The following is a 20,027-nucleotide window of genomic DNA, read 5'->3' on the forward strand; positions in this document are numbered from 1 at the left end:
CCCCCCGCGTGTGATCCCCTGATCCCCGGCCGGCCGGATTCGGACGCGGCGGGCCCTGGTGAGGCCAGGTGCGGAGGGCAGTGTGGCAAACGGACCGGACGGGAACACCGCCGTTTCCTCGCCGGGGAAAGGACGAGGAAAACGACGAGGAAGCGAGGAAAGCGGAGATGTCCCTTGAGCGACACCTCCCGGCCTAGTTCCCGGAGGCTCGGCACAATGCGGGGGTTGTGCCCGCGCACCGGGCCGCGCCGTACCGTCCCCGACCTTGCCAAGGACGAGAGTTGAGCGACCAGACCGCAGGACCTCAGCACGCCGCCGCACCGGCCGTGCCCGTGCCACCCGCGGCGCCCGCCGCACCCGTACCCATGTACAACGCCCAGCACGCCTGGATCGACGGCTACGAACCCGGCAACCCCTGGCAGTCCCGCCTCTGCTTCCAGACCGAGTTCGGCACTGTCGCATACCCCCTCACCCCGAACACCATGCCCGAACTCCTCGAGGGCCTGGTGGTCGTGGCCCAGGAGCAGCAGGGCATCACGGGGGACCTGGCCCCGGACACCCCCGAGGCCCCCGACGTGGCGGACGCCCCCCAGTCCTCCGCCACGAGCATCCACGACGGCCGCGCCGCCCGGCTGACGGGCTGGGCCGTCGTCCACGACCTCTGGGAACGCGAGGACCCGAAGGCCCGCCTGATCATGGGCGCGGTCGTGGTGGTTCTTCTGCTCCTCGGGATCCTCCTCAGCTGACCGGGGAATCGGGGTGTCGACAGAAATGACAGGGCGTACCCCTCAGGACCTGGCTGCCGAGCTGCGGGACGCGCTGGCGGTGGAAAGGCTGCCGGCGTGGCAGGGGCTGCCGCAGCTCGGAGGGCCGGAGTTCCGGCGGTTGTTCGACACGTACGGCTGGGAGTACGAGGTCCCGGTCCATGAGCGCGAGAGCCTGACCGTGCGCACCCGCACGGGGGTGCACCTCACGATCGGGCTGGGCACTCTCCGGGGCGTCCAGAGCGTGAGCCACTACGCCTGGCACGTGAAGGCCGGTGACCCGTCCCAGAAGAGCGCCGTCCTCACCCGTGCCGCGGAGGCCTGGTCACGTCTCACCGGGGAACGACCGGCAGGTGCCGACGGCGACGCGCGACGGCCGGCCGGTGAAGACCCGGCCCGGCCCGCCTGCACCAATTCCCCACACGTCCCCTCGGCCTCTTCCGTTCACACGAATTCCTCAGCTTTCCTCGACCGCTCCCCCGCTTTCCCCATCCGGGAAAACAGGTGATCGCCCGCCCGCCTCTCCCCCTACCGTGACCCGGCAACCTTGACTGAGGGAGGCCCGGGACGGTGGAGTCACCTGCCGACAACAAGCGAACTGCGGCACTCGCCCTGGCGATTCTGGGGCTCCTGATGATCGGCGCCTTCGTGGTGCTGATCCTCTTCGACGGGGACGACGACTCCTCGGGCGAGGCGACCGGGGGCTCGTCCGCCACCTCCGCGCCCTCCGGCGGGAACACAGGGGCGTCCGGCTCCTCCGACGGCAAGCCCTCGGGCGACGCCAACGCGGTCGATCCGATCCTCACCGAGGCCGAGGCCGCCTCGGCGCACCAGCGGATGACCGAGTACATGGTCGGGCTCAACACGTACACGTACGCCGACAAGAGCGCTGCCTGGGCCGAGCCGCTCCTCGCGCTGACCGTCGCCGACCGGCAGCTGAAGCAGGACACGGCCCTGCCCACCGGCAAGACGTGGGCGACCTGCGTTGCCGCCAAGTGCACCTCGCGCGGCACGGCCACCGTGGTCCGCGACGCGATGGTCGCCGACGATCTCGTACGCGGCGGCGGCAAGTCGGTCTCCAGCCTCGTCGAGGTGAAGGCAACCCGGAACGAGAACGGCAAGGAGAGCGGCACGGAGAGCAACTCCTGGCTCGTGACGGTGCGCGACACCGGCGGCGGCGCGTGGAAGGTCTCCTCGGTCTCCCTCTTCGGCCTCGGCAACGTGGGCTCGTCCGACCAGGCGGGAGGGTAGGCACCCATGGTGGCTCCAGCCGTTCTCGCGGCCGCTGCAAAGGCGGCGAAGGTCGCCAAGGCGGCCAAGGCCGCCAAGAACGTCGCCCAGAACGCGCGGGGAGGCGGCGGACAGGGCCCCGGTGGAGGGAAGAAGAGCAACCTCAAGCTCTGGCTGCTCCTCGGCGGCGGCGGACTGCTGCCGATCGGCGGCCTGGGCTTCGTCATCCTCGTCCTGATCGGCGGATTGATCGGCGGCATGGGCGGCGGTGTCGCCGCCGCGGCCTGCGGCGACTACGGCGAGAACACCCAGGCCGGCAACACCGGTGACGCGGCTGCCACTTCGCCGATCATGCCGGCGGGCAAGATGTACATGCCCAGCGAGACGGCACGGAACGAGATACCCCCGAAGATGATCCTCGCCGCCATGCGCGCGGCGGCCCGCTACGACGGGCTCGACTGGACGCTCATCGTCGGGCAGATGTACCAGGAGACCAAGTACGGGCAGGATCCCTCGGCCGCGCCCGGCGGCAAGAACAGCGCCGGATACATGGGCATCCTCCAGTTCGGTCACCCCGCCTGGAAGGACTACGGCGCCGACGGCAACGGCGACGGCAAGAAGGACCTGTACAACATCGACGACGCGGCCTTCGCCGCCGCCAACTTCCTGCACGCGATGAAGGCGGAGACCAACGCCTGGAACGCGCTGATGCGGTACTCGGGCTCCCGCCCCAGCAACACCATCTACATGCGCGTCGTTCTCACGCAGGCCGCCCGCTACCGGGGCAACCTCACGGGCGAGAAGGACCTGATCCAGGACTGGTACGCGCATCTGAAGGCCACCGTCGACAAGAACCCCACCTTCCCGACGCTCGGACAGCAGTCCGACATCCCGGAGCCCATCGGCAACAACGCCGACCCGAACACGGCCCTGAGCATCGCGAGTTCCCCCGCCCGCTCCTGGTCCACGCCGCCACTGAAGGGCGACGGTGCGACGACCACGCAGGCGATGGCGGCCTCCTACCGGCTCGAGGACGCCCAGGGAGGATCCGGCATGGTGCCGCTGTCCCTCGCCGCCGCTCCGCTGGAGCCCGCCCCCTCGTCCGGCAAGGACTGGCAGTGGCCGCTGAAGGAGGGCACGTACAAGGTCGGCACCAAGTACCGGAAGCAGGGCAGCATGTGGAGCCTCGGCTACCACACAGGTCTCGACCTGGAGGCCCCTGTCGGCACCGCCATCTACGCCCCGGCCGACGGCAAGATCGTGAAGGCCGGCAGCGGCGGCGCCTACGGCAACGAGACCCACATCCAGCACGCGAACGGCGTCATCACCCAGTACGCCCACCAGTCCCGGTTCGACGTCAAGGTCGGCGACCAGGTCAAGCGCGGCGACCGGATCGGCGCCGTCGGCATGACCGGCAACACCAGCGGACCGCACCTCCACTGGGAGGTCCGCGTCCCCGGCGTCGACAACCCCTTCGTCGGCGGCCAGGACAACGGCCCCGGCATGGTCGACCCCGAGGCCTGGCTGGACGGCAAGATCTCCGCGAGCCCCGACTACGGCGGCGTGCCGGGCGGCGGCGACGGCGACGGGCGGGACGCCGAGTACGCCGAGTGCGCCAAGGGCAGCGGCGGCACCCCGGTCGCCCCCGACGGCGCCGGAGTGACGGGCGTCCTGCCGGACTCCAACGACCCGGTGGTCCGCGCGGCGCTCGGCTGGGCTCAGCGGGGCATCGGCCTGCCGTACGTGTGGGGCGCGCCGCGCCTGCAGGGCGACAGCCCGGTGTCGTTCGACTGCTCCAGCTTCACGCAGTGGGCGTACTACCAGGCGAGCGGCGGCAAGATCAACATCGGGGCGACGACGTACGTCCAGGAGGACAAGCTCGCCGCGTCCGAGGTCGACCTGTCGAAGTCGCAGCCGGGCGACCTGATCTTCTTCCGCCCGGGCCGCAACGGCTCGGAGCACGTCGGGATCATCTGGGACCCGAAGACGAAGAAGATCCTGCACGCACCGCGCAAGGACAAGAACGTCGAGTTCAGCACCTGGGATGTACAGGGCGAGATCACCGGCGTGTTCCGGGTGCCGATCCCGGCCGGTACCAACCCGGCGGAGGCCGGCGGTCACAAAGATGCATGACGTGAGGAAGGTCTGGAAGAGAGATGGCCGCTGAGCAGAAGAAGAAGCCGCGCGCCGAGGACGACTGGACGTACGAGATAGCCGGTCTCGTCGCCGTCGTACTGGTCGTGCTGTGCGGCGCCTGGGGCGCCGCCCACCTCGGCGCGTCCTTCGACGACGCACCGGCCCCGCCGGGCAACCCCTTCTCGTTCGCGGTGGCCCTCGCGAAGAGCGACTACGCGTGGCCGGGCAGCGCGGCGAGCGCCATCGCCGCCGGCGAGGCCGTGCTGCTCCTCATCCTCGTCCTCTGGGCCTACCGACTGCGTCAGCGCGCGAAGCGGAAGCCGGACGTCGACACGGCCGCCCAGCACCTGGCCAAGGGTGAGCAGCTCGGCAAGCTGACGATGAAGGGCGCGGCGGCCATCGCCGAGCGCCTGGGCGTACAGAGCCGGGTCCCTGGTGTCTTCATCGGCCGCTCGGTGAAGGGCAAGCAGCCGCTGTTCGGTTCCTACGAGGACATGCACGTCGACATCTGGGGTCCGCGTACGGGCAAGACCACGCGGCGCGCCATCCCGGCGATCCTCGACGGCCCCGGCGCGGTGCTCGTGACCTCCAACAAGCGGGACATCGTGGACGCCACGCGCGGCCCGCGCCAGGCCCTCGGCCCGGTCTGGGTGTTCGACCCGCAGCAGGTGGCGACCGAGCCGCCGGAGTGGTGGTGGAACCCGCTGTCGTACGTCACGGACGTCGCGAAGGCCCGCAAGCTGGCGGACCACTTCGCGTCCGGCTCGCGCGACCCGAACGCCTCCACCGACGCGTTCTTCGACCCCGCCGGCCAGGACCTCCTGGCGAACCTCCTCCTGGCGGCGGCCACCGGGAAGGCCTCGATCACCCAGGTCTACACCTGGCTGTCGAACCCCAAGGACGACACCCCGGAGCGCATCCTGCGCGGCGCCGGGCACACCATGCCGGCCGACGCGCTGAACGGCGTGATCACCGCCCCCGACAAGCAGCGCAGCGGCATCTACGGCGTGGCCCAGCAGATGGCGTCGTGCCTGATCAACCCCGAGATCAACAAGTGGGTCACGCCGAACGGCCCGGAGGACACGCGCCCGCAGTTCAACCCGCACGAGTTCGTCCGTACCCCGGGTACGCTCTACTCCCTCTCCCGCGAGGGTACGGACTCGGCGGGCCCGCTGGTCACGGCCCTGACGGTGGCGACGGTCGAGGCCGCCGAGGAGTACGCCACCACCCAGCGCGGCGGCCGGCTCCCCCTGCCTCTGGTCGGCGTCCTCGACGAGGCGGCGAACGTCTGCCGCTGGCGGGCCCTGCCCGACCTGTACTCGCACTACGGCTCGCGCGGCATCATCCTCATGACGATCCTCCAGTCCTGGGCGCAGGGCGTCGAGGTGTGGGGCGACCGCGGCATGGAGAAGCTCTGGTCGGCCGCCAACGTCCGCGTGTACGGCGGCGGTGTCTCGGACACCCGCTTCCTGGGCGACCTGTCGGACCTGGCGGGCGAGTACGAGCTGCGCGAGTACTCCACGACCCGCGAATCGGAGCACGGCCACTGGTCGGGCAACCGCACGGTCAACGAGTCGGTCCGCCGCGAACGCGTCCTGCACGTCTCGGACCTGGGCTCGATGCCCCCGGGCCGCGCCCTGGTCCTGGCCTCGGGCACGAAGCCGGTCCTGGTGGAGACGATCCCCTGGTGGGAGGGCCCGTACGCCCAGTCGGTCTCGGCGTCCCTGGCGAAGTTCGACCCGGGCGCGAGGCGCTGACGACACCGCTGACCCCCGGGGCGGCGGGGCGAGAGCCTCGCCGCCCCGGGGGTCAGTTCGCTTCGCTCGGAGGGCCGCCGGCCTTGTCGATGTTGGCGAGGACGGCACGCGCTTCCTCGACGTTTCCTTCGAGGATGTCCCGGTCGAAGTTCCCCGGTTCGCGCTGGTACTGGGCCTTGCCCACCTCGGAGGTAAAGGCACTGGACGGCACGGAATCCTCGCCCGGAGGGAGAAACTTGAGGATCTCCTCGAAGGCCGCGACGGTGTAGGCAACCGTGTCGCGCAGCTTGTAGTGCTCACTCTTGGGAGAGTTGAGCAGTCGAAGACCGACGGATTCCGAGATACGGAAGGCGACATCGGCGAATTCCCCGGGATCAATGATCTCGGAGGGCCGTGAACCACCGAAAGCCGGCGGCGGCGGGGGAATCTCCTCGGCCATGCGGAAGGCGAAACGGCGGGTCGTCCCGCACTGCCTGCACGCGCCTTCGTACACGGCCACCATGTCGTCGCCGTGCAGCTCCAGTCGGTGCTGGCGGTCGAAGTCGCCGGAACCGCAGGTGCAAGGGTGCAGATCCATGTACAGGTGTGCTTCGAACGAGGAGCGCGCTGTCAACATGACATGATCTTACGGTCTGTTCGATGAATGCGAAGAGAAGAGCACGGGGGAGCATCACGTGAACAGGTCCACTGATCCCCGCTTGCAGGCGGACATGCTGGCCCCGGAGGGCGAATCAGCCCCCGCCGCCGACTTTCTCGCCCAGCAGGCAGCACTGATAGCAGTAGCCAACAGCGAATTGAACCGTGTCGCGCGGGCTGTCATGGGAGAGCGCTTCGGAGCGACCCGACCCGGGCGCACCGAGCAGGACGGGCGGGAGTTCACCGTCCTCACGGACAGCCACGGCAGGGAGGTGACTCTCTGGCTGGACTCCATCCCCATGCCGACGGGGATGGTTGCCAATTCCGTGGCGAACACGACGTCGAACAATTACATCGTCCAGGTGTCGGATCGACTGTCCAGCGAGCATCTGACCCGAGTCCTCGCTCACGAGGTCGGGGAACTCCTCGCTGTACGCGACCGGTCCAGTGAAGGACTGGCACCAGTGCGAGAGAGCCTCCTGGAGCGCGCGGCGGAGATCGGTGAACAGCCGGAACTGTCGAGCCAGGACCACGGCCGTATCGGCGAACTGAACTGGCTCGCAGAGCGCACCAACGACGTCGGCCTGTCGGAGCTGCAGCGGGCGGGGGCACGAGCCGAGCTCTCCGCCATGCTCGACCACTGTGGCCTTCGCCCGGTCGCGCCCACTTCCGAGCGGGAAGCATACGAAACCGATCTTGAGACGGCTCAAACGCGACGTTACGTTTCGAGGCCCTTCCTCACGCCCGGCGCGAAGCGCCTGGTTCGCGAACTAGCGCGCCCCATCGAGCAGCTCGACCCCTCCGACGCCTCCGCCCTCCAGGCATCCCGCGACGCCGCTCTCGTCGCCCAGCGCCAGGTCGAGGCGTTCATCGGGCGTCGTGAAGTGACCATGCCCATGCCGGGCTACGCCGAGAACGGGTTGCCCTATCCCCGCGACGCGTTGGAAGGCGCCGCTCCCCAGTGGGCCGAGTACCGCGCGCAGGTCAGCGACCACACCGTGGAGAACCTCCAGCAGGAGACTACGGACGAGGCACTCCCCCGGCGGCAGGTCGTGATCGGGGGCGGCGCGAGCCTCGCCGGGCGGAACCCGGAGGCCCTGCTCGTGGACGGCGTGGGCCGTTGGCACCTCGACCCGGGCGCCGGCATCGTCCAGTCCGCCGACCAGGACCGGGACCTGCAGCAGTGGATGGGTGTCGACCCGTACCAGGCGGTGTCGAAGCCCGGGGAACGGGTGTCCATCGACGCCGTACGCCTCTGGGAGGACCAGCTGGCCACCCAGGGACCGGTGGTGAACGGACATGCGCAGCTGAGGCTCGGGCAGGACGGGCTGGAGGCCGAGGTCCAGCCGTTCGACAGGGACGGCAACCCGAGCGGTGCGGCTCTGCGCGTGGCGTGCGACGGCATTCCCAGTGTCGCGACCGGCCTGCCGCCCGAGGTGGTCCCCGGCATGCCGCGAGGTGCGAACGGCGTGGAAAGCCGTAGTGAGGCCGTGCGGCTGATCAGCGAGCGGCTGCGCGAGTTGGAGAGTGCGGGACTCGCGGGGGCCGAGGAGTTGCGCACCCGCCTCACCGGGGCCGACCGGGGAGGTCAAGACGCTGCGACCCTGCTCGACACTCTGCAGTCCTCCCCGTTGAGGGATGCCCTGACGGCGGGTCTCGGGGAAGGGCCCGCCGCACGCATGGAGAACTGTTTCACCATCCTCGACGCGACGCAGCGGTGGGAGTCGGCCCGAGAGGCGGCGCCGGGCCGGGCGCTCATGGGCGATGAGGTCGCGGAGAGCCGCTTCAACCCGGGGGACGCCCAACACTGGATCGTCGCCGGTTCGGGAGGGACCGGCGTCGCCAACGCGGAGATCATCCTGCTGAAGGACCCCGAGGCGAAGGTGACGATCATCGGCGCGGCCCCGCCGCCCGCTCTGGTGCACCAGGTGCAGTACCGGGAAATGCTCGAGACGTATCAGAAGTCGGGCCGCCTGACCTTCATCGAGGCGCGCGTCGGTGCGATCGAGACGTTCCAGGACGAGAACGGGCAGACGTCGTTCAGCGTCCCCTACACGGAGGGCGAACCGCCTCAGCAGAAGGAACTACGAGGCGACGGCTACGTCGCCAGCCTCGGCCGCACCAACCCCCTCCCGGCCGCCGTCCAGTCGCTGGCGAACGACGTGCGGGACCAGGGCGGCGAGATCAGCGGGGACCTGCGCTTCGACCGCGACGACCAGTACCTCGGCTACGGTCTCACCTTCCGTACGAAGGACGGCCAGGAGCACCGAGTCGACGTGGACGGAGCCGCGTCCTGGCAGCTACCGCGCGAGGTCTTTCCGCCGGAGGAGGGCCTCCAGGGGCGGCTGAACGAGATGGGCGGCCGCGCGCTGCCCGCCGAGACAGGCAACGCCGCGCCCGGCTTCTCCCCCATCGCCCGGCAGAGCGCGCTCAAGGCGCGCGCCGTGGCGGCGGCAGAGGCCGGTGACGAGAACGCCGTACAGCGAAGGACGGACATCCCCGACCGATGGAAGCGTCCGGGGCCGGCGGCGGAGTCCACGAACGTCCCGGCGCCCTCGCCGGGGCCCGGACCCGCGCCCACCCTCGCGCCGACAGCGCCACAGCGGGAGCCGGCCGCCCAGGTACCGAAGCAGCCGGAACCTCCCGCCCCCAAGCCGGCCCCTGGCCGCGGGGCTCCCGACGCGCACCTCTGGCAGATGGGCGTGCCCCAGGCCCGTAAGAGCAACAGCGCCGCCCCGCCCCAGCCGCAGCAGCTTCCCCCGGACCAGCAACGCCCCGGTCCGACCCGCGGACCCGGCTTGGGCGACTGACTCCGGCACCGGGAAGGCTCCTGCTCGACCAGCCGTGGACGGCGACGGAGCTGACGGGGGCCACCCGGCCGCCGGCCGAGACGAGCCCTTGCCCGGAACGGGCACCCCGCCCGATTGAACCGAGAGCCGGGCGGCATCCGCTGGGCCCTGACGGAGCTCGGCGGATGCCGCCCGAATCCCTGTAGTCCCAACTGGACCGGACCGGGAACTCGACTGGACCGCGCCCTGGGAGCACCTGGTCGAGGAGTCCCGCACCTGGTCCCTACTGGAAGCCTCCGAAGCTCCCACCGGCAGTAGCATCTTCTGCGCCCCCACCTGGATCGACCGTACCGACCTGCACCCGGAGAGGTGACCGATGCCGTCCCAGCACCCCGCGGAAGTCGGCTACGGCCATGTGGTCAAGAGCTACGTGACGAGGACGTACGGCGGCCTCCCGCGCTATCTCGTACTGAACGGCGGGCGGTTCCTGGGCCCCCGGTGGTGGCACACCACACGCTTTACCCGGCACCTGATCGCCGACGCCGCCGCGATCGACGACGAGGAACTGGAAGCCCTCCTCGGGTACGAATGGCGCGCACGGCTCACCGCCGGCTGGCTGATCGGCGTCGACCGCCGCGAACGGTTCCGAGCACGCATCGGCGACCTGCTCCTGGCCAGCGAGGTCTGCTTCTCCGGCGGCGCCTACTGCTTCGCCCTGGCTCGCTTCGGTACACGCGCGGACGCCGAGATCCTCACCGCCTACCTCGACCGCTACCTCCCCCGCACCGACCTCCACTACGACCAGCCCGCCGCCCTGGGCGCCCTCCTCCGAATCGACGCCCTCCTTGGTACCCGCCACGCCGATCGCTTCACGGAGCCCGACGGCCTCTGGGACGAGTGGGTCACGGGCATGGGACGCCTCGGCTACCCCAGCTACACCCCCGCCGAACAGCGCCACTGGACAGACCTGACCTGCGAGTTCGCCAACGGCTGGACCCGGCCGTAGCCGCAGCCGCCGGACTCCGACCACGTGAAGTCCGCCGATGCCCAGCCGCAGTTCGACGAAGCGGCGTGGCCGCCCTCCCTCGCGCCGACCGAAGTCAGCACGCTGCGGACTCCCTGCGGACCACAAAGGCCGCCCGACCCGCTCCACCGCAGGTCGGACGGCCTTTCGCCGGACGTGCTAGACGTTGAAGCGGAACTCCACCACGTCGCCGTCCTGCATCACGTACTCCTTGCCCTCCATGCGGGCCTTGCCCGCCGCGCGGGCTTCGGCGACCGAGCCGGTCTCCACGAGGTCGGCGAAGGAGATGACCTCCGCCTTGATGAAGCCCTTCTGGAAGTCCGTGTGGATCACGCCGGCCGCCTCGGGGGCCGTCGCGCCCTTCTTGATCGTCCAGGCGCGGGATTCCTTCGGGCCGGCCGTCAGGTAGGTCTGCAGGCCCAGGGTGTCGAAGCCGACGCGGGCCAGGATCGCCAGGCCCGGCTCCTCGGCGCCGACGGACTGGAGGAGCTCCATGGCGTCCTCCTCGTCCAGCTCGGCGAGGTCCTGCTCCAGCTTCGCGTTGAGGAAGATCGCCTCGGCCGGGGCGACCAGCGCGCGCTGCTCCGCCTTGAAGGCGTCGTCCGTCAGCTCGTCCTCGTCCACGTTGAAGACGTAGAGGAACGGCTTGGTCGTCAGGAGGTGCAGGTCGTGCAGGAGCTCCGCCTTCTCCGAGCCCTGCAGGATGCCCTGCGAGAAGAGCGTGTCGCCGCGCTCCAGGATCTCCTTCGCCGCCTCGACCGCAGCGACCTTGGGGGCCACGTCCTTCTTGATCCGGGCCTCCTTCGCCAGACGCGGCAGGACCTTCTCGATCGTCTGCAGGTCCGCGAGGATCAGCTCGGTGTTGATCGTCTCGATGTCGTCCTTCGGCGAGACCTTGCCGTCGACGTGCACGACGTTCTCGTCCTTGAAGGCGCGGATGACCTGGCAGATCGCATCCGACTCGCGGATGTTCGCCAGGAACTTGTTGCCGAGGCCCTCACCCTCGCTCGCGCCGCGGACGATGCCCGCGATGTCCACGAAGTCGACCGTCGCCGGGAGGATCCGCTGCGAGGCGAAGATCTCCGCCAGCTTCGTCAGACGGGCGTCGGGGACACCGACGACGCCGACGTTCGGCTCGATCGTGGCGAACGGGTAGTTGGCCGCCAGGACGTCGTTCTTGGTCAGGGCGTTGAACAGGGTCGACTTGCCGACATTCGGCAGACCGACGATTCCGATCGTGAGCGACACGGTGGCGACTTCCTGGAGTACGGATGGGGGTGCGAAGGGGGTGCGGTGGTGGGGCCGATCCCCCAGTTTACGGGCGGTCCGAACCGGCCTGTGACGCCGACCTTCGGCCGTTCTCTACGGCAACGTCACCCAAAGGGCGTGTCCTGTGCCGCTCCCCCGGGCCTTCCCGACCTACGTTGGTGTAGTGGAGCAGCAAAGGACAAGTCAGCCGCAAGGCCGCCGACGGCCGCAAACCCCTCTCACGCCGCCCGGCGCGCTTGTGGAGGGCGCCGCCGTCTATCGCGTCGCCGCCCGCCCGGGCCGCCCGGGCCGGGGCCGCGTCGAGCGGGCCACCGCGCCCGTACGACGGCCCGCACCGCCCGTGGCACCCGTCGTCCTCGCCCTGCGCCGGCTGCCCAATCCGCGGCTGACCGGCCTCGGGGCCGGGCTCTTCGCCTCCGCCACCATGCTGGTGCTCGGTTTCCTCGACTGGCTGATCCTGGACGGCTCCCCGCTCGCCTACGGCCTGCTGTTCCTGCCGGTCAGCGCCCTGACCGCGCTCTGGGTCCGTACCGCCGACCTGGTCACCGCCCCGATCAGCGTGCCCATCGCCTTCGCCGTCGGGGTCGTGCCCATCTCGGGCGGCACCGGCGGCCTCGGCGGCCAGGCGATGGCCGTCGTCACGGCGCTCGCCGTGCAGGCCGGATGGCTGTACGGCGGCACGCTCGTCGCCGGACTGATCACCAGCGTCCGGAAGGTACGCGACATGGGGCGCCGCCAGCGCCCCACCGCGAGGCCGGCCGCCCCGCAGAGGCGGCCCGCTCCGTAGAGCCGACGCGGCGTGGGCGCCGGCGGCGTGCGCTCGCGTGGGCTGACGTGGCGTGCGCTGTCGCGGCGTGCGCTCGCGGGGGCCGGCGCGCCGTACGCCGTCGTGTCCTGGGCCGTCGCGGTTCGGCCAGGTGCGGCGCCGCACGCGCGCTCCGTACCGCGTCCCCTGCCTCCGCGCCGCCGTCGCCCCGCCACCTACCCCCGCGCCGCCATCGCCGCGCCCACGATCCCCGCGTTGTTCTGCAGCTCCGCCGGTACGATCTCCGCCCTGATGCCCTCGATCAGCGGCAGGAACCTGTCCGCCTTCCGGCTCACTCCGCCGCCGATGATGAACAGCTCCGGCGAGAAGAGCATCTCCACGTGCGCCAGGTACTTCTGCACGCGCCGCGTCGCCCAGTGCTCCCAGCTGAGGTCCTCGTCCTCCTTGGCCTTCGTCGACGCCCGCTTCTCCGCGTCGTGGCCCTTCAGCTCCAGGTGGCCCAGCTCCGTGTTCGGGACGAGCCGGCCGTCGACGAAGAGCGCCGAGCCGATGCCCGTACCGAGCGTCAGCAGGATCACCGTGCCCGTACGGCCCCGGCCCGCGCCGAAGGTCATCTCGGCGATCCCGGCCGCGTCCGCGTCGTTCAGGACCGTCACCTGGTTGCCGCCGAGCCGGTCGCTCAGCAGCTTGCCCGCGTCGACGCCGATCCAGCGCTTGTCGACGTTGGCGGCCGTGCGGATCGTCGAGCCGGTGACCACGCCGGGGAAGGTCACCCCCACCGGGCCCGTCCAGCCGAAGTTCTCCACGACCTCGACGACACATCCCGCCACACCGTCGGGTGTGGCGGGATGCGGGGTCAGTACCTTGTGGCGGGGCTCGGCCAGCTCTCCGCGCTCCAGGTCGACGGGAGCGCCCTTGATGCCCGAGCCGCCGATGTCCACTCCGAAGACGTTCATGGACCCCACCGTAAGGGCTGCGGCCGGGAGTTACTCCTTGTACGCCACTCCCCGGAGGGGTGTCGCTACTCCTTGCCGAGCTTGGCCGCCTCGGCCCGCAGGTCCTTGTTGCGGAGCTCCTTCGGCAGCGAGAAGGTCAGCGACTCGTCGGCCGTCTTGACGATCTCCACGTCCGCGTAGCCGCGCTCGGAGAGCCACTCCAGGACCTCCTGGACGAGGACGTCCGGGACCGAGGCGCCCGACGACAGGCCGACCGAGGTGACGCCCTCCAGCCAGGCCTCGTCGATCTCGCTCGCGAAGTCGACCAGGTACGCGGCCGGCACGCCCGCCTGCTTGGCGACCTCGACCATACGGATCGAGTTCGAGGAGTTCTTCGAGCCGACGACGATCACCAGCTCCGCCTGGCCCGCGAGCTCCTTGATGGCCAGCTGACGGTTCTGCGTGGCGTAGCAGATGTCGTCGGACGGCGGGGAGATCAGGTTCGGGAACTTCTCCTTCAGCGCGTCGACCGTCTCCATCGTCTCGTCCACGGAGAGCGTGGTCTGCGAGAGCCAGACGACCCGGTCGGGGTCGCGGACCTCGACCTTGGCCACGTCCTCCGGGCCGTCGACGAGCTGGATGTGGTCGGGGGCCTCGCCGGAGGTGCCGATGACCTCCTCGTGGCCCTCGTGGCCGATGAGGAGGATGTCGAAGTCCTCCTTGGCGAACCGCACGGCCTCCTTGTGCACCTTCGTGACCAGCGGGCAGGTGGCGTCGATGGTCTTCAGACGGCCCTCGCGGGCCTCCTCGTGCACGGTCGGGGCGACACCGTGGGCGGAGAACATCACGATGTTGCCGGCCGGGACCTCGGTCGCCTGGTCGACGAAGATCGCGCCCTTCCGCTCCAGGGTCTGTACGACGTACTTGTTGTGCACGATCTCGTGGCGCACGTAGATCGGCGCGCCGTACTGCTCCAGCGCCTTCTCCACGGCGATCACGGCACGGTCCACACCCGCGCAGTAGCCGCGGGGAGCGGCGAGCAGGACACGCTTCGGGCGGTTCGTCGTGGTCGCGTTCTCGGGCGTCGACGCGGGCGTAGCAGTCATGCGTCCCATCGTAAGGCCGCGTGATACCACGGCCGGCTACGGCCATGTCGGTGCGGCGGGTGATCGAGAACGTGGCCGAGACTGGGGCGCATGGCCGAGGAAGCTCAGGTGGCAGCGCACACCGGACTGCGGCGGAGCCTGGGGTTCCGCGACCTTGTCGTCTACGGGCTGCTCTTCATCGCGCCCATGGCGCCCGTCGGCGTGTTCGGCACGCTGGACGCGAAGTCCGGCGGCGCGGTGGCGCTGGTGTACGTCGTCGCCACGGTCGCGATGGCGTTCACCGCTTTCAGCTACGCGCAGATGGTGCGGGTCGCCCCGTTCGCGGGCTCCGTCTTCACGTACGCCCGCAAGGCCCTGGGTGAGGGGCCGGGGTTCATCGCCGGGTGGATGGCGATGCTCGACTACCTGCTGATCCCGGCCGTGGCGTACCTCTTCGCCGGCATCGCGATGGAGGCGCTGGTCCCGGAGGTGGACCGGTGGGTGTGGACGGCGATCGCGGTGGTCGTGACGACGCTGCTGAACCTGTGGGGGGTGCGGGCGGCGGCACGGGTCGGTTTCGCGGTGCTGGTGATGGAGATCGTGGTGCTGCTGGTCTTCGTGGTGTCGGCGGTGGTCGTACTCGTACGGGACGGGGCGCGGCGCGACTGGTGGTCGCCGCTGGCCGGGGACGCGACGTTCTCGTTGGCGGCGGTGATCGGCGCGGTGTCGGTGGCCGTGCTCTCGTACCTGGGGTTCGACGCGATCGCCTCGTTCGCGGAGGAGGTCACGGGAGGCTCGGAGAAGGTGGCGCGGGCGGTGCTGTTCTGTCTGGTCCTCGCGGGTGCGCTGTTCGTGGGGCAGACGTATCTGGTGGCGCTCCTGGAGCCGGTCTCGTCGGCGGAGCTCGCGTCGGATCCGGCGAAGCAGGGTTCGGCCTTCTACGACGCGGTGGACGTGTCCGTGGGGACGTGGCTGCACGACCTGGTGGCGGCGTCGAAGGCGATCGGCGCGGCGTTCGCGGCGCTGGCGGGGCAGGCGGCGGCGGGGCGGCTCCTCTTCGCCATGGCCCGTGAACGGCGCCTCCCGCGGCAGCTCGCCCGTACCGACGGAGGTGTGCCGCGGGTGGCCCTGCTGGTGGCGGCGACGGTGACGATGGCGGCGGCGGTCTGGGCGGCCGACCGGGACGACGGCCTCGACCACCTGGTGTCGGTGGTCGACATCGGCGCGCTGACGGCGTTCGTGCTGCTGCACGCGAGCGTGGTGGGGTGGTTCGCGGTACGGCGGATGGAGGGGCCGCCGCACTGGCTGCGGCACGTGGCGATGCCGGTGGTGGGGGCGGCGATCCTGATCGCGGTGATCGTCGAGGCGTCGACGACGGCTCAGGTGGTCGGTGCGATCTGGCTGTGCGTGGGTCTGGCGGTCCTGGCGGTCCAGGGCGCGACCCGCAAGGCCTGAAGGGGGCCCCGGGGCGGGCGGGCCAGGAGGCGGGCAGGCCGCGCACCGCCCGGCCACCTCCCCCGGCCGCCCCCGGCCACCCCCCGGCCGCCCCCCGCCGACCTTCCGCCCATCTTCCGCCCCGGCTCGGCGCCCGGCTCCGGGATGTCCGTGGCCGCCACTACGCTCGGCGCATGGGTCTCAACACGTCCGCCGAAGCGCCGCTGCCCGTCGGAGAGGTCTCCCGGCTGATCGGGGGGTGGATCGACCGGCTCGGGGCCGTCTGGGTCGAGGGGCAGATCACGCAGTTGTCGCGGCGGCCCGGTGCCGGGGTCGTCTTCCTGACGCTGCGCGATCCGTCGTACGACATCTCCATCGGCGTGACCTGCTACCGCCAGGTCTTCGACGCCGTCGCCGACATCGTCTCCGAGGGCGCCCGCGTCGTCGTGCACGCCAAGCCCGAGTGGTACGCGCCGCGCGGGCAGCTGTCGCTGCGGGCCGTGGAGATCAAGCCCGTCGGGATCGGCGAGCTCCTGGCCCGCCTGGAGCAGCTCAAGCGGAGCCTGGGCGCCGAGGGGCTCTTCGCGCTCGACCGCAAGAAGCCGCTGCCCTTCCTCCCCCAGCTCGTCGGCCTGGTCGTCGGCCGTGCGTCCGCCGCCGAGCGGGACGTCCTGGAGAACGCGCGCCGCCGCTGGCCGGCCGTCCGCTTCGAGGTGCGGAACGTGGCGGTCCAGGGCGTGAAGGCCGTGCCGCAGGTCGTCCAGGCCGTGAAGGAGCTGGACGCGCACGAGGGCGTGGACGTGATCATCGTGGCCCGGGGCGGTGGCAGCGTCGAGGACCTGCTGCCGTTCTCGGACGAGCAGTTGATCCGTACCGTCGCCGACTGCCGCACCCCCGTGGTCTCGGCCATCGGGCACGAACCGGACTCGCCGCTGCTCGACCTCGTCGCCGACCTCCGCGCCTCGACGCCGACCGACGCCGCCAAGAAGGTGGTACCGGACGTCGGCGAGGAGCTCGACCGGGTTCAGGGTCTGCGGGACCGGGCCCTGCGGACCGTGCGCGGGCTGCTCGACCGGGAGGAGCGCGGCCTCGCGCACGCGCTCGCGCGGCCGGTCATGGAGCATCCGCAGCGGATGGTGGAGCAGCGCGAGGACGAGCTCGACGCGCTGCTCGCCCGCAGCCGCCGGACGCTCGGGCATCTGCTGGACCGGGCCGACTCCGAGCTCTCGCACACCCGGGCCCGCGTCCGCGCGCTGTCGCCCGCCGCGACGATGGAGCGCGGGTACGCCGTGCTGCAGAAGGCGGACGGGACGGTCGTGCGGTCTCCGGAGGAGGTCGCGGTGGACGAGGAGCTGCGGGCGCGGGTCGTGGCGGGCGAGTTCACGGTGCGGCGCGCTGTCGGACCCGGCGCTTAGGGTGGTCGCCATGGCAGCCACCACGGAAGAGGCGCTCGGATACGAGCAGGCACGCGACGAGTTGATCGAGGTCGTTCGTCGTCTGGAGACGGGCGGGACGACGCTGGAGGAGTCGCTCGCGCTCTGGGAGCGTGGCGAGGAATTGGCGAAGGTGTGCCGGCGTTGGCTCGAAGGCGCACGAGCCCGCCTCGACGCCGCGATGTCCACGCCCGACGACGGCGACGAGGCCGAAGACGCGGACCGCTCCGAATAGGGGCCCCGCTGCGGCCCACGATGTGAACCGGATCACTATCCGGTTATTTGGTTGAAAGTTAACCAATCTCCGTCGTACGGTGAGGGCATCGCTTGAACCCCTTTGCCCGGAAGGTACGCAGCATGTCCCTCGCCCTTGACCCCGCCGCCCAGGACCTCCTTTTCCGTGAGGCCCGCACCGCCAACACCTTCGCCGACGAGCCGGTGACCGACGAGCAGGTCCAGGCGATCTACGACCTGGTCAAGTACGGCCCCACGGCCTTCAACCAGACCCCGCTGCGCATCACGCTGGTCCGTTCCCCCGAGGCCCGCGAGCGCCTGGTGAAGCACATGGCCGAGGGCAACCAGGAGAAGACCCGCACCGCGCCGCTGGTCGCGATCCTCTCCGCCGACAACGAGTTCCACCACGAGCTCCCGACCCTGCTGCCGCACTTCCCGCAGGCCAAGGACATGTTCTTCGCCGAGCGCCCGGCCCGCGAGGGCTCGGCCCTGCTGAACGCCGCCCTCCAGGCCGCGTACTTCATCGTCGGCGTCCGCGCCGCCGGCCTGGCCGCCGGCCCGATGACCGGTCTCGACTTCGCGGGCCTCCAGAAGGAGTTCCTGGACGACGACCACACCCCGCTGATGGTCGTCAACATCGGCAAGCCGGGCGAGGACGCCTGGTTCCCGCGCTCGCCGCGCCTCTCCTTCGACGAGGTCGTCACCACCGTCTGATCGACACCGTCCGATCGACAGCGTCTGATCAAGGCCGTCCGATCAACGCGGTCCGATCAACGCGGACAGGAGAAAGCCCCCGGACTCCACGAGTCCGGGGGCTTTCCCGTCGCCCAGGCTCTCCGCCTAGACCTTCTTCGACTGCAGGGCGCCCGCCATCTCGGCCAGCCGCTCGAACGAGGCCGTCCCGGTCACGACCGTCGTCGCGCCGCCGTCCGTACGGACCAGGGCGTCGTACTTCGGGCCCTCCCAGCGCTGCCAGACCTGACCGGCGACCGTCTGGGTCTTCCCGGAGTCCTCGGCCTTCTGCGTGACGTCGGGAACGTACTTGTCGGGCTCCTCCGTCGACTGGTGGATCGCCACGTACTGCGCGTCCGGGTCGAGGAAGCCGAGCTTCCAGGCGTCGTGCTGCTCGCGCTTGTACGAGACCACGGTCGCCTTCCACCCCTCCCCGAGGCCCTCGGGGGCCAGCACCGCGTACGGTGCCGCCCGCTGCGCCGTCACCAGCTCGACCCGGTAGTCCTTCGCCTTGACCGGGTCCGCGTCCTCGTCGTGCGGGATGAAGAGATACATCACGCCCGCGGCGACCATGATCACCGCCAGGGACTGGAACATCCCGCGTACCGTCTGCCTGCCTCGCATACCTGCCACGCCCACCATGGTCGCATCATGGTGTTGTGCTCATACGTGGGCCCCTCTGCTCAATTTGTCGACGTACCGATAGAGTCGCAGCACCCTCTTTTTTCCGGCCGTCGCCGTACAGAAAGGTGCGCTCCGATGACCGAGCACTCCCTGCCGTCCGAGCTGGAGGTCTCTCCCGAGGCCCCCGACCGCAACCTCGCCCTGGAGCTGGTCCGCGTCACGGAGGCCGCCGCCATGGCCGCCGGCCGCTGGGTCGGCCGCGGCGACAAGATCGGCGCGGACGGCGCCGCGGTGAACGCCATGCGGACGCTGATCTCCACCGTCTCGATGAACGGCGTCGTCGTCATCGGCGAGGGCGAGAAGGACGAAGCCCCGATGCTGTTCAACGGCGAGCGGGTCGGCGACGGCACCGGCGCCGAGGTGGACATCGCCGTGGACCCGATCGACGGCACCACGCTCAACGCCAAGGGCATGCCGAACGCGATCGCCGTCCTGGCCGCCGCCGACCGCGGCACCATGTTCGACCCGTCCGCGGTCTTCTACATGGACAAGCTGGTCACCGGCCCCGAGGCCGCCGACTTCGTCGACATCAACGCACCCGTCTCGGTCAACATCCGCCGTGTCGCCAAGGCCAAGAGCATGGCCCCCGAGGACGTCACGGTCGTCATCCTGGACCGTCCCCGCCACGAGGGCATCGTCAAGGAGATCCGCGAGACCGGCGCCCGGATCAAGTTCATCACCGACGGCGACGTCGCCGGCTCGATCATGGCCGTCCGCGAGGGCACCGGCGTGGACCTGCTCCTCGGCATCGGCGGCACGCCCGAGGGCATCATCTCCGCCTGCGCCATAAAGTGCCTGGGCGGTGTCATCCAGGGCAAGCTGTGGCCCAAGGACGAGGCCGAGCGCCAGAAGGCGATCGACGCGGGCCACGACCTGGACCGCGTGCTCTCCACCAACGACCTGGTCAGCGGCGAGAACGTGTTCTTCGTCGCCACCGGCATCACGGACGGCGAGCTGCTGCGCGGCGTCCGCTACCGCTCGGAGACCGCGACCACGTCGTCGCTGGTGATGCGCTCGAAGTCCGGCACGATCCGCCAGATCGACTCCACGCACCGGCTCTCGAAGCTCCGCGCGTACAGCAAGATCGACTTCGACCGGGCCAAGTGACCCGGACCGCGA

18 protein-coding genes are annotated in these 20,027 nt (G+C 70.6%); 13 read left to right on the forward strand and 5 right to left on the reverse strand.

What is annotated here, in order from left to right:
- Nucleotides 1-281 precede the first annotated feature (281 nt).
- The 5 genes from ACF1G2_RS15090 to ACF1G2_RS15110 all read left to right on the forward strand — a co-directional run bounded on the left by ACF1G2_RS15090 (nt 282) and on the right by ACF1G2_RS15110 (nt 5,887).
- Nucleotides 282-746: a hypothetical protein gene (locus ACF1G2_RS15090; RefSeq protein WP_391798684.1), complete on the forward strand. Its 465-nt coding sequence runs from the start codon at nt 282-284 to the stop codon at nt 744-746.
- A 25-nt stretch (nt 747-771) separates the two neighbouring features.
- Nucleotides 772-1,272 (forward strand): hypothetical protein, encoded by a 501-nt coding sequence (locus ACF1G2_RS15095; protein ID WP_391798685.1) that lies wholly within the window; start codon nt 772-774, stop codon nt 1,270-1,272.
- A 62-nt stretch (nt 1,273-1,334) separates the two neighbouring features.
- A complete protein-coding gene (locus tag ACF1G2_RS15100; RefSeq protein ID WP_391798686.1) occupies nt 1,335-2,015 on the forward strand; it encodes a hypothetical protein in 681 nt (226 codons plus the stop codon).
- A gap of 6 nt (nt 2,016-2,021) precedes the next feature.
- Nucleotides 2,022-4,127 (forward strand): peptidoglycan DD-metalloendopeptidase family protein, encoded by a 2,106-nt coding sequence (locus tag ACF1G2_RS15105; RefSeq protein ID WP_391798687.1) that lies wholly within the window; start codon nt 2,022-2,024, stop codon nt 4,125-4,127.
- 23 nt (nt 4,128-4,150) lie between these two features.
- Entirely contained in the window at nt 4,151-5,887 is a 1,737-nt protein-coding gene (locus ACF1G2_RS15110) for a type IV secretory system conjugative DNA transfer family protein (protein WP_391798688.1), read from the forward strand.
- Nucleotides 5,888-5,939: 52 nt separating this feature from the next.
- On the opposite strand, the gene ACF1G2_RS15115 is transcribed toward ACF1G2_RS15110, so the two are convergent.
- The gene (locus tag ACF1G2_RS15115) at nt 5,940-6,503 is read right to left on the reverse strand and encodes a hypothetical protein (RefSeq protein WP_391798689.1); all 564 of its coding nucleotides are present in this window, start codon (nt 6,501-6,503) and stop codon (nt 5,940-5,942) included.
- Between the two features lie 58 nt (nt 6,504-6,561).
- Between ACF1G2_RS15115 and ACF1G2_RS15120 the strand changes: the two genes are divergently transcribed.
- Nucleotides 6,562-9,333 carry a hypothetical protein gene (locus tag ACF1G2_RS15120; RefSeq protein WP_391798690.1) on the forward strand — a complete coding sequence of 924 codons (2,772 nt, stop codon included), beginning with the start codon at nt 6,562-6,564 and terminating at the stop codon, nt 9,331-9,333.
- A 355-nt stretch (nt 9,334-9,688) separates the two neighbouring features.
- Complete coding sequence (locus tag ACF1G2_RS15125) at nt 9,689-10,318, forward strand: DUF6000 family protein (protein ID WP_391798691.1); 630 nt, start codon at nt 9,689-9,691, stop codon at nt 10,316-10,318.
- Between the two features lie 177 nt (nt 10,319-10,495).
- Here the strand turns inward: ACF1G2_RS15125 and ychF are convergent, their stop codons facing one another.
- Nucleotides 10,496-11,584 (reverse strand): redox-regulated ATPase YchF, encoded by a 1,089-nt coding sequence (gene ychF / locus ACF1G2_RS15130; protein WP_391798692.1) that lies wholly within the window; start codon nt 11,582-11,584, stop codon nt 10,496-10,498.
- 184 nt (nt 11,585-11,768) lie between these two features.
- On the opposite strand from ychF, the gene ACF1G2_RS15135 reads away from it, so the two are divergent.
- Nucleotides 11,769-12,392, forward strand: coding sequence for a DUF6542 domain-containing protein (locus ACF1G2_RS15135; protein WP_391798693.1), 624 nt, complete (start codon nt 11,769-11,771; stop codon nt 12,390-12,392).
- 194 nt (nt 12,393-12,586) lie between these two features.
- Here the strand turns inward: ACF1G2_RS15135 and ppgK are convergent, their stop codons facing one another.
- Nucleotides 12,587-13,327, reverse strand: a complete 741-nt coding sequence (ppgK, locus tag ACF1G2_RS15140) for a polyphosphate--glucose phosphotransferase (RefSeq protein ID WP_391798694.1) — start codon at nt 13,325-13,327, stop codon at nt 12,587-12,589.
- Nucleotides 13,328-13,392: 65 nt separating this feature from the next.
- Nucleotides 13,393-14,421 carry a 4-hydroxy-3-methylbut-2-enyl diphosphate reductase gene (locus tag ACF1G2_RS15145; protein WP_391798695.1) on the reverse strand — a complete coding sequence of 343 codons (1,029 nt, stop codon included), beginning with the start codon at nt 14,419-14,421 and terminating at the stop codon, nt 13,393-13,395.
- Nucleotides 14,422-14,502: 81 nt separating this feature from the next.
- Between ACF1G2_RS15145 and ACF1G2_RS15150 the strand changes: the two genes are divergently transcribed.
- The 4 genes from ACF1G2_RS15150 to ACF1G2_RS15165 all read left to right on the forward strand — a co-directional run bounded on the left by ACF1G2_RS15150 (nt 14,503) and on the right by ACF1G2_RS15165 (nt 18,206).
- Entirely contained in the window at nt 14,503-15,846 is a 1,344-nt protein-coding gene (locus ACF1G2_RS15150) for an APC family permease (protein ID WP_391798696.1), read from the forward strand.
- A gap of 173 nt (nt 15,847-16,019) precedes the next feature.
- Nucleotides 16,020-17,240 (forward strand): exodeoxyribonuclease VII large subunit, encoded by a 1,221-nt coding sequence (xseA, locus tag ACF1G2_RS15155; RefSeq protein WP_391798697.1) that lies wholly within the window; start codon nt 16,020-16,022, stop codon nt 17,238-17,240.
- Nucleotides 17,241-17,250: 10 nt separating this feature from the next.
- The gene (locus ACF1G2_RS15160; RefSeq protein ID WP_391798698.1) at nt 17,251-17,493 is read left to right on the forward strand and encodes an exodeoxyribonuclease VII small subunit; all 243 of its coding nucleotides are present in this window, start codon (nt 17,251-17,253) and stop codon (nt 17,491-17,493) included.
- A 122-nt stretch (nt 17,494-17,615) separates the two neighbouring features.
- On the forward strand, nt 17,616-18,206 hold the full coding sequence (locus ACF1G2_RS15165; RefSeq protein ID WP_391798699.1) for a malonic semialdehyde reductase: 591 nt from the start codon (nt 17,616-17,618) through the stop codon (nt 18,204-18,206).
- Nucleotides 18,207-18,332: 126 nt separating this feature from the next.
- Here ACF1G2_RS15165 and ACF1G2_RS15170 read toward each other — a convergent pair whose 3' ends face one another.
- Entirely contained in the window at nt 18,333-18,866 is a 534-nt protein-coding gene (locus ACF1G2_RS15170) for a DUF4245 domain-containing protein (RefSeq protein ID WP_391798700.1), read from the reverse strand.
- 117 nt (nt 18,867-18,983) lie between these two features.
- Here ACF1G2_RS15170 and glpX point away from each other — a divergent pair, with 117 nt between their 5' ends.
- The gene (gene glpX, locus ACF1G2_RS15175) at nt 18,984-20,015 is read left to right on the forward strand and encodes a class II fructose-bisphosphatase (RefSeq protein ID WP_391798701.1); all 1,032 of its coding nucleotides are present in this window, start codon (nt 18,984-18,986) and stop codon (nt 20,013-20,015) included.
- The last annotated feature ends 12 nt before the right edge of the window (nt 20,016-20,027 follow it).

The organism is Streptomyces sp. NPDC013457, assembly GCF_043089925.1.
GTDB lineage: Bacteria > Actinomycetota > Actinomycetes > Streptomycetales > Streptomycetaceae > Streptomyces.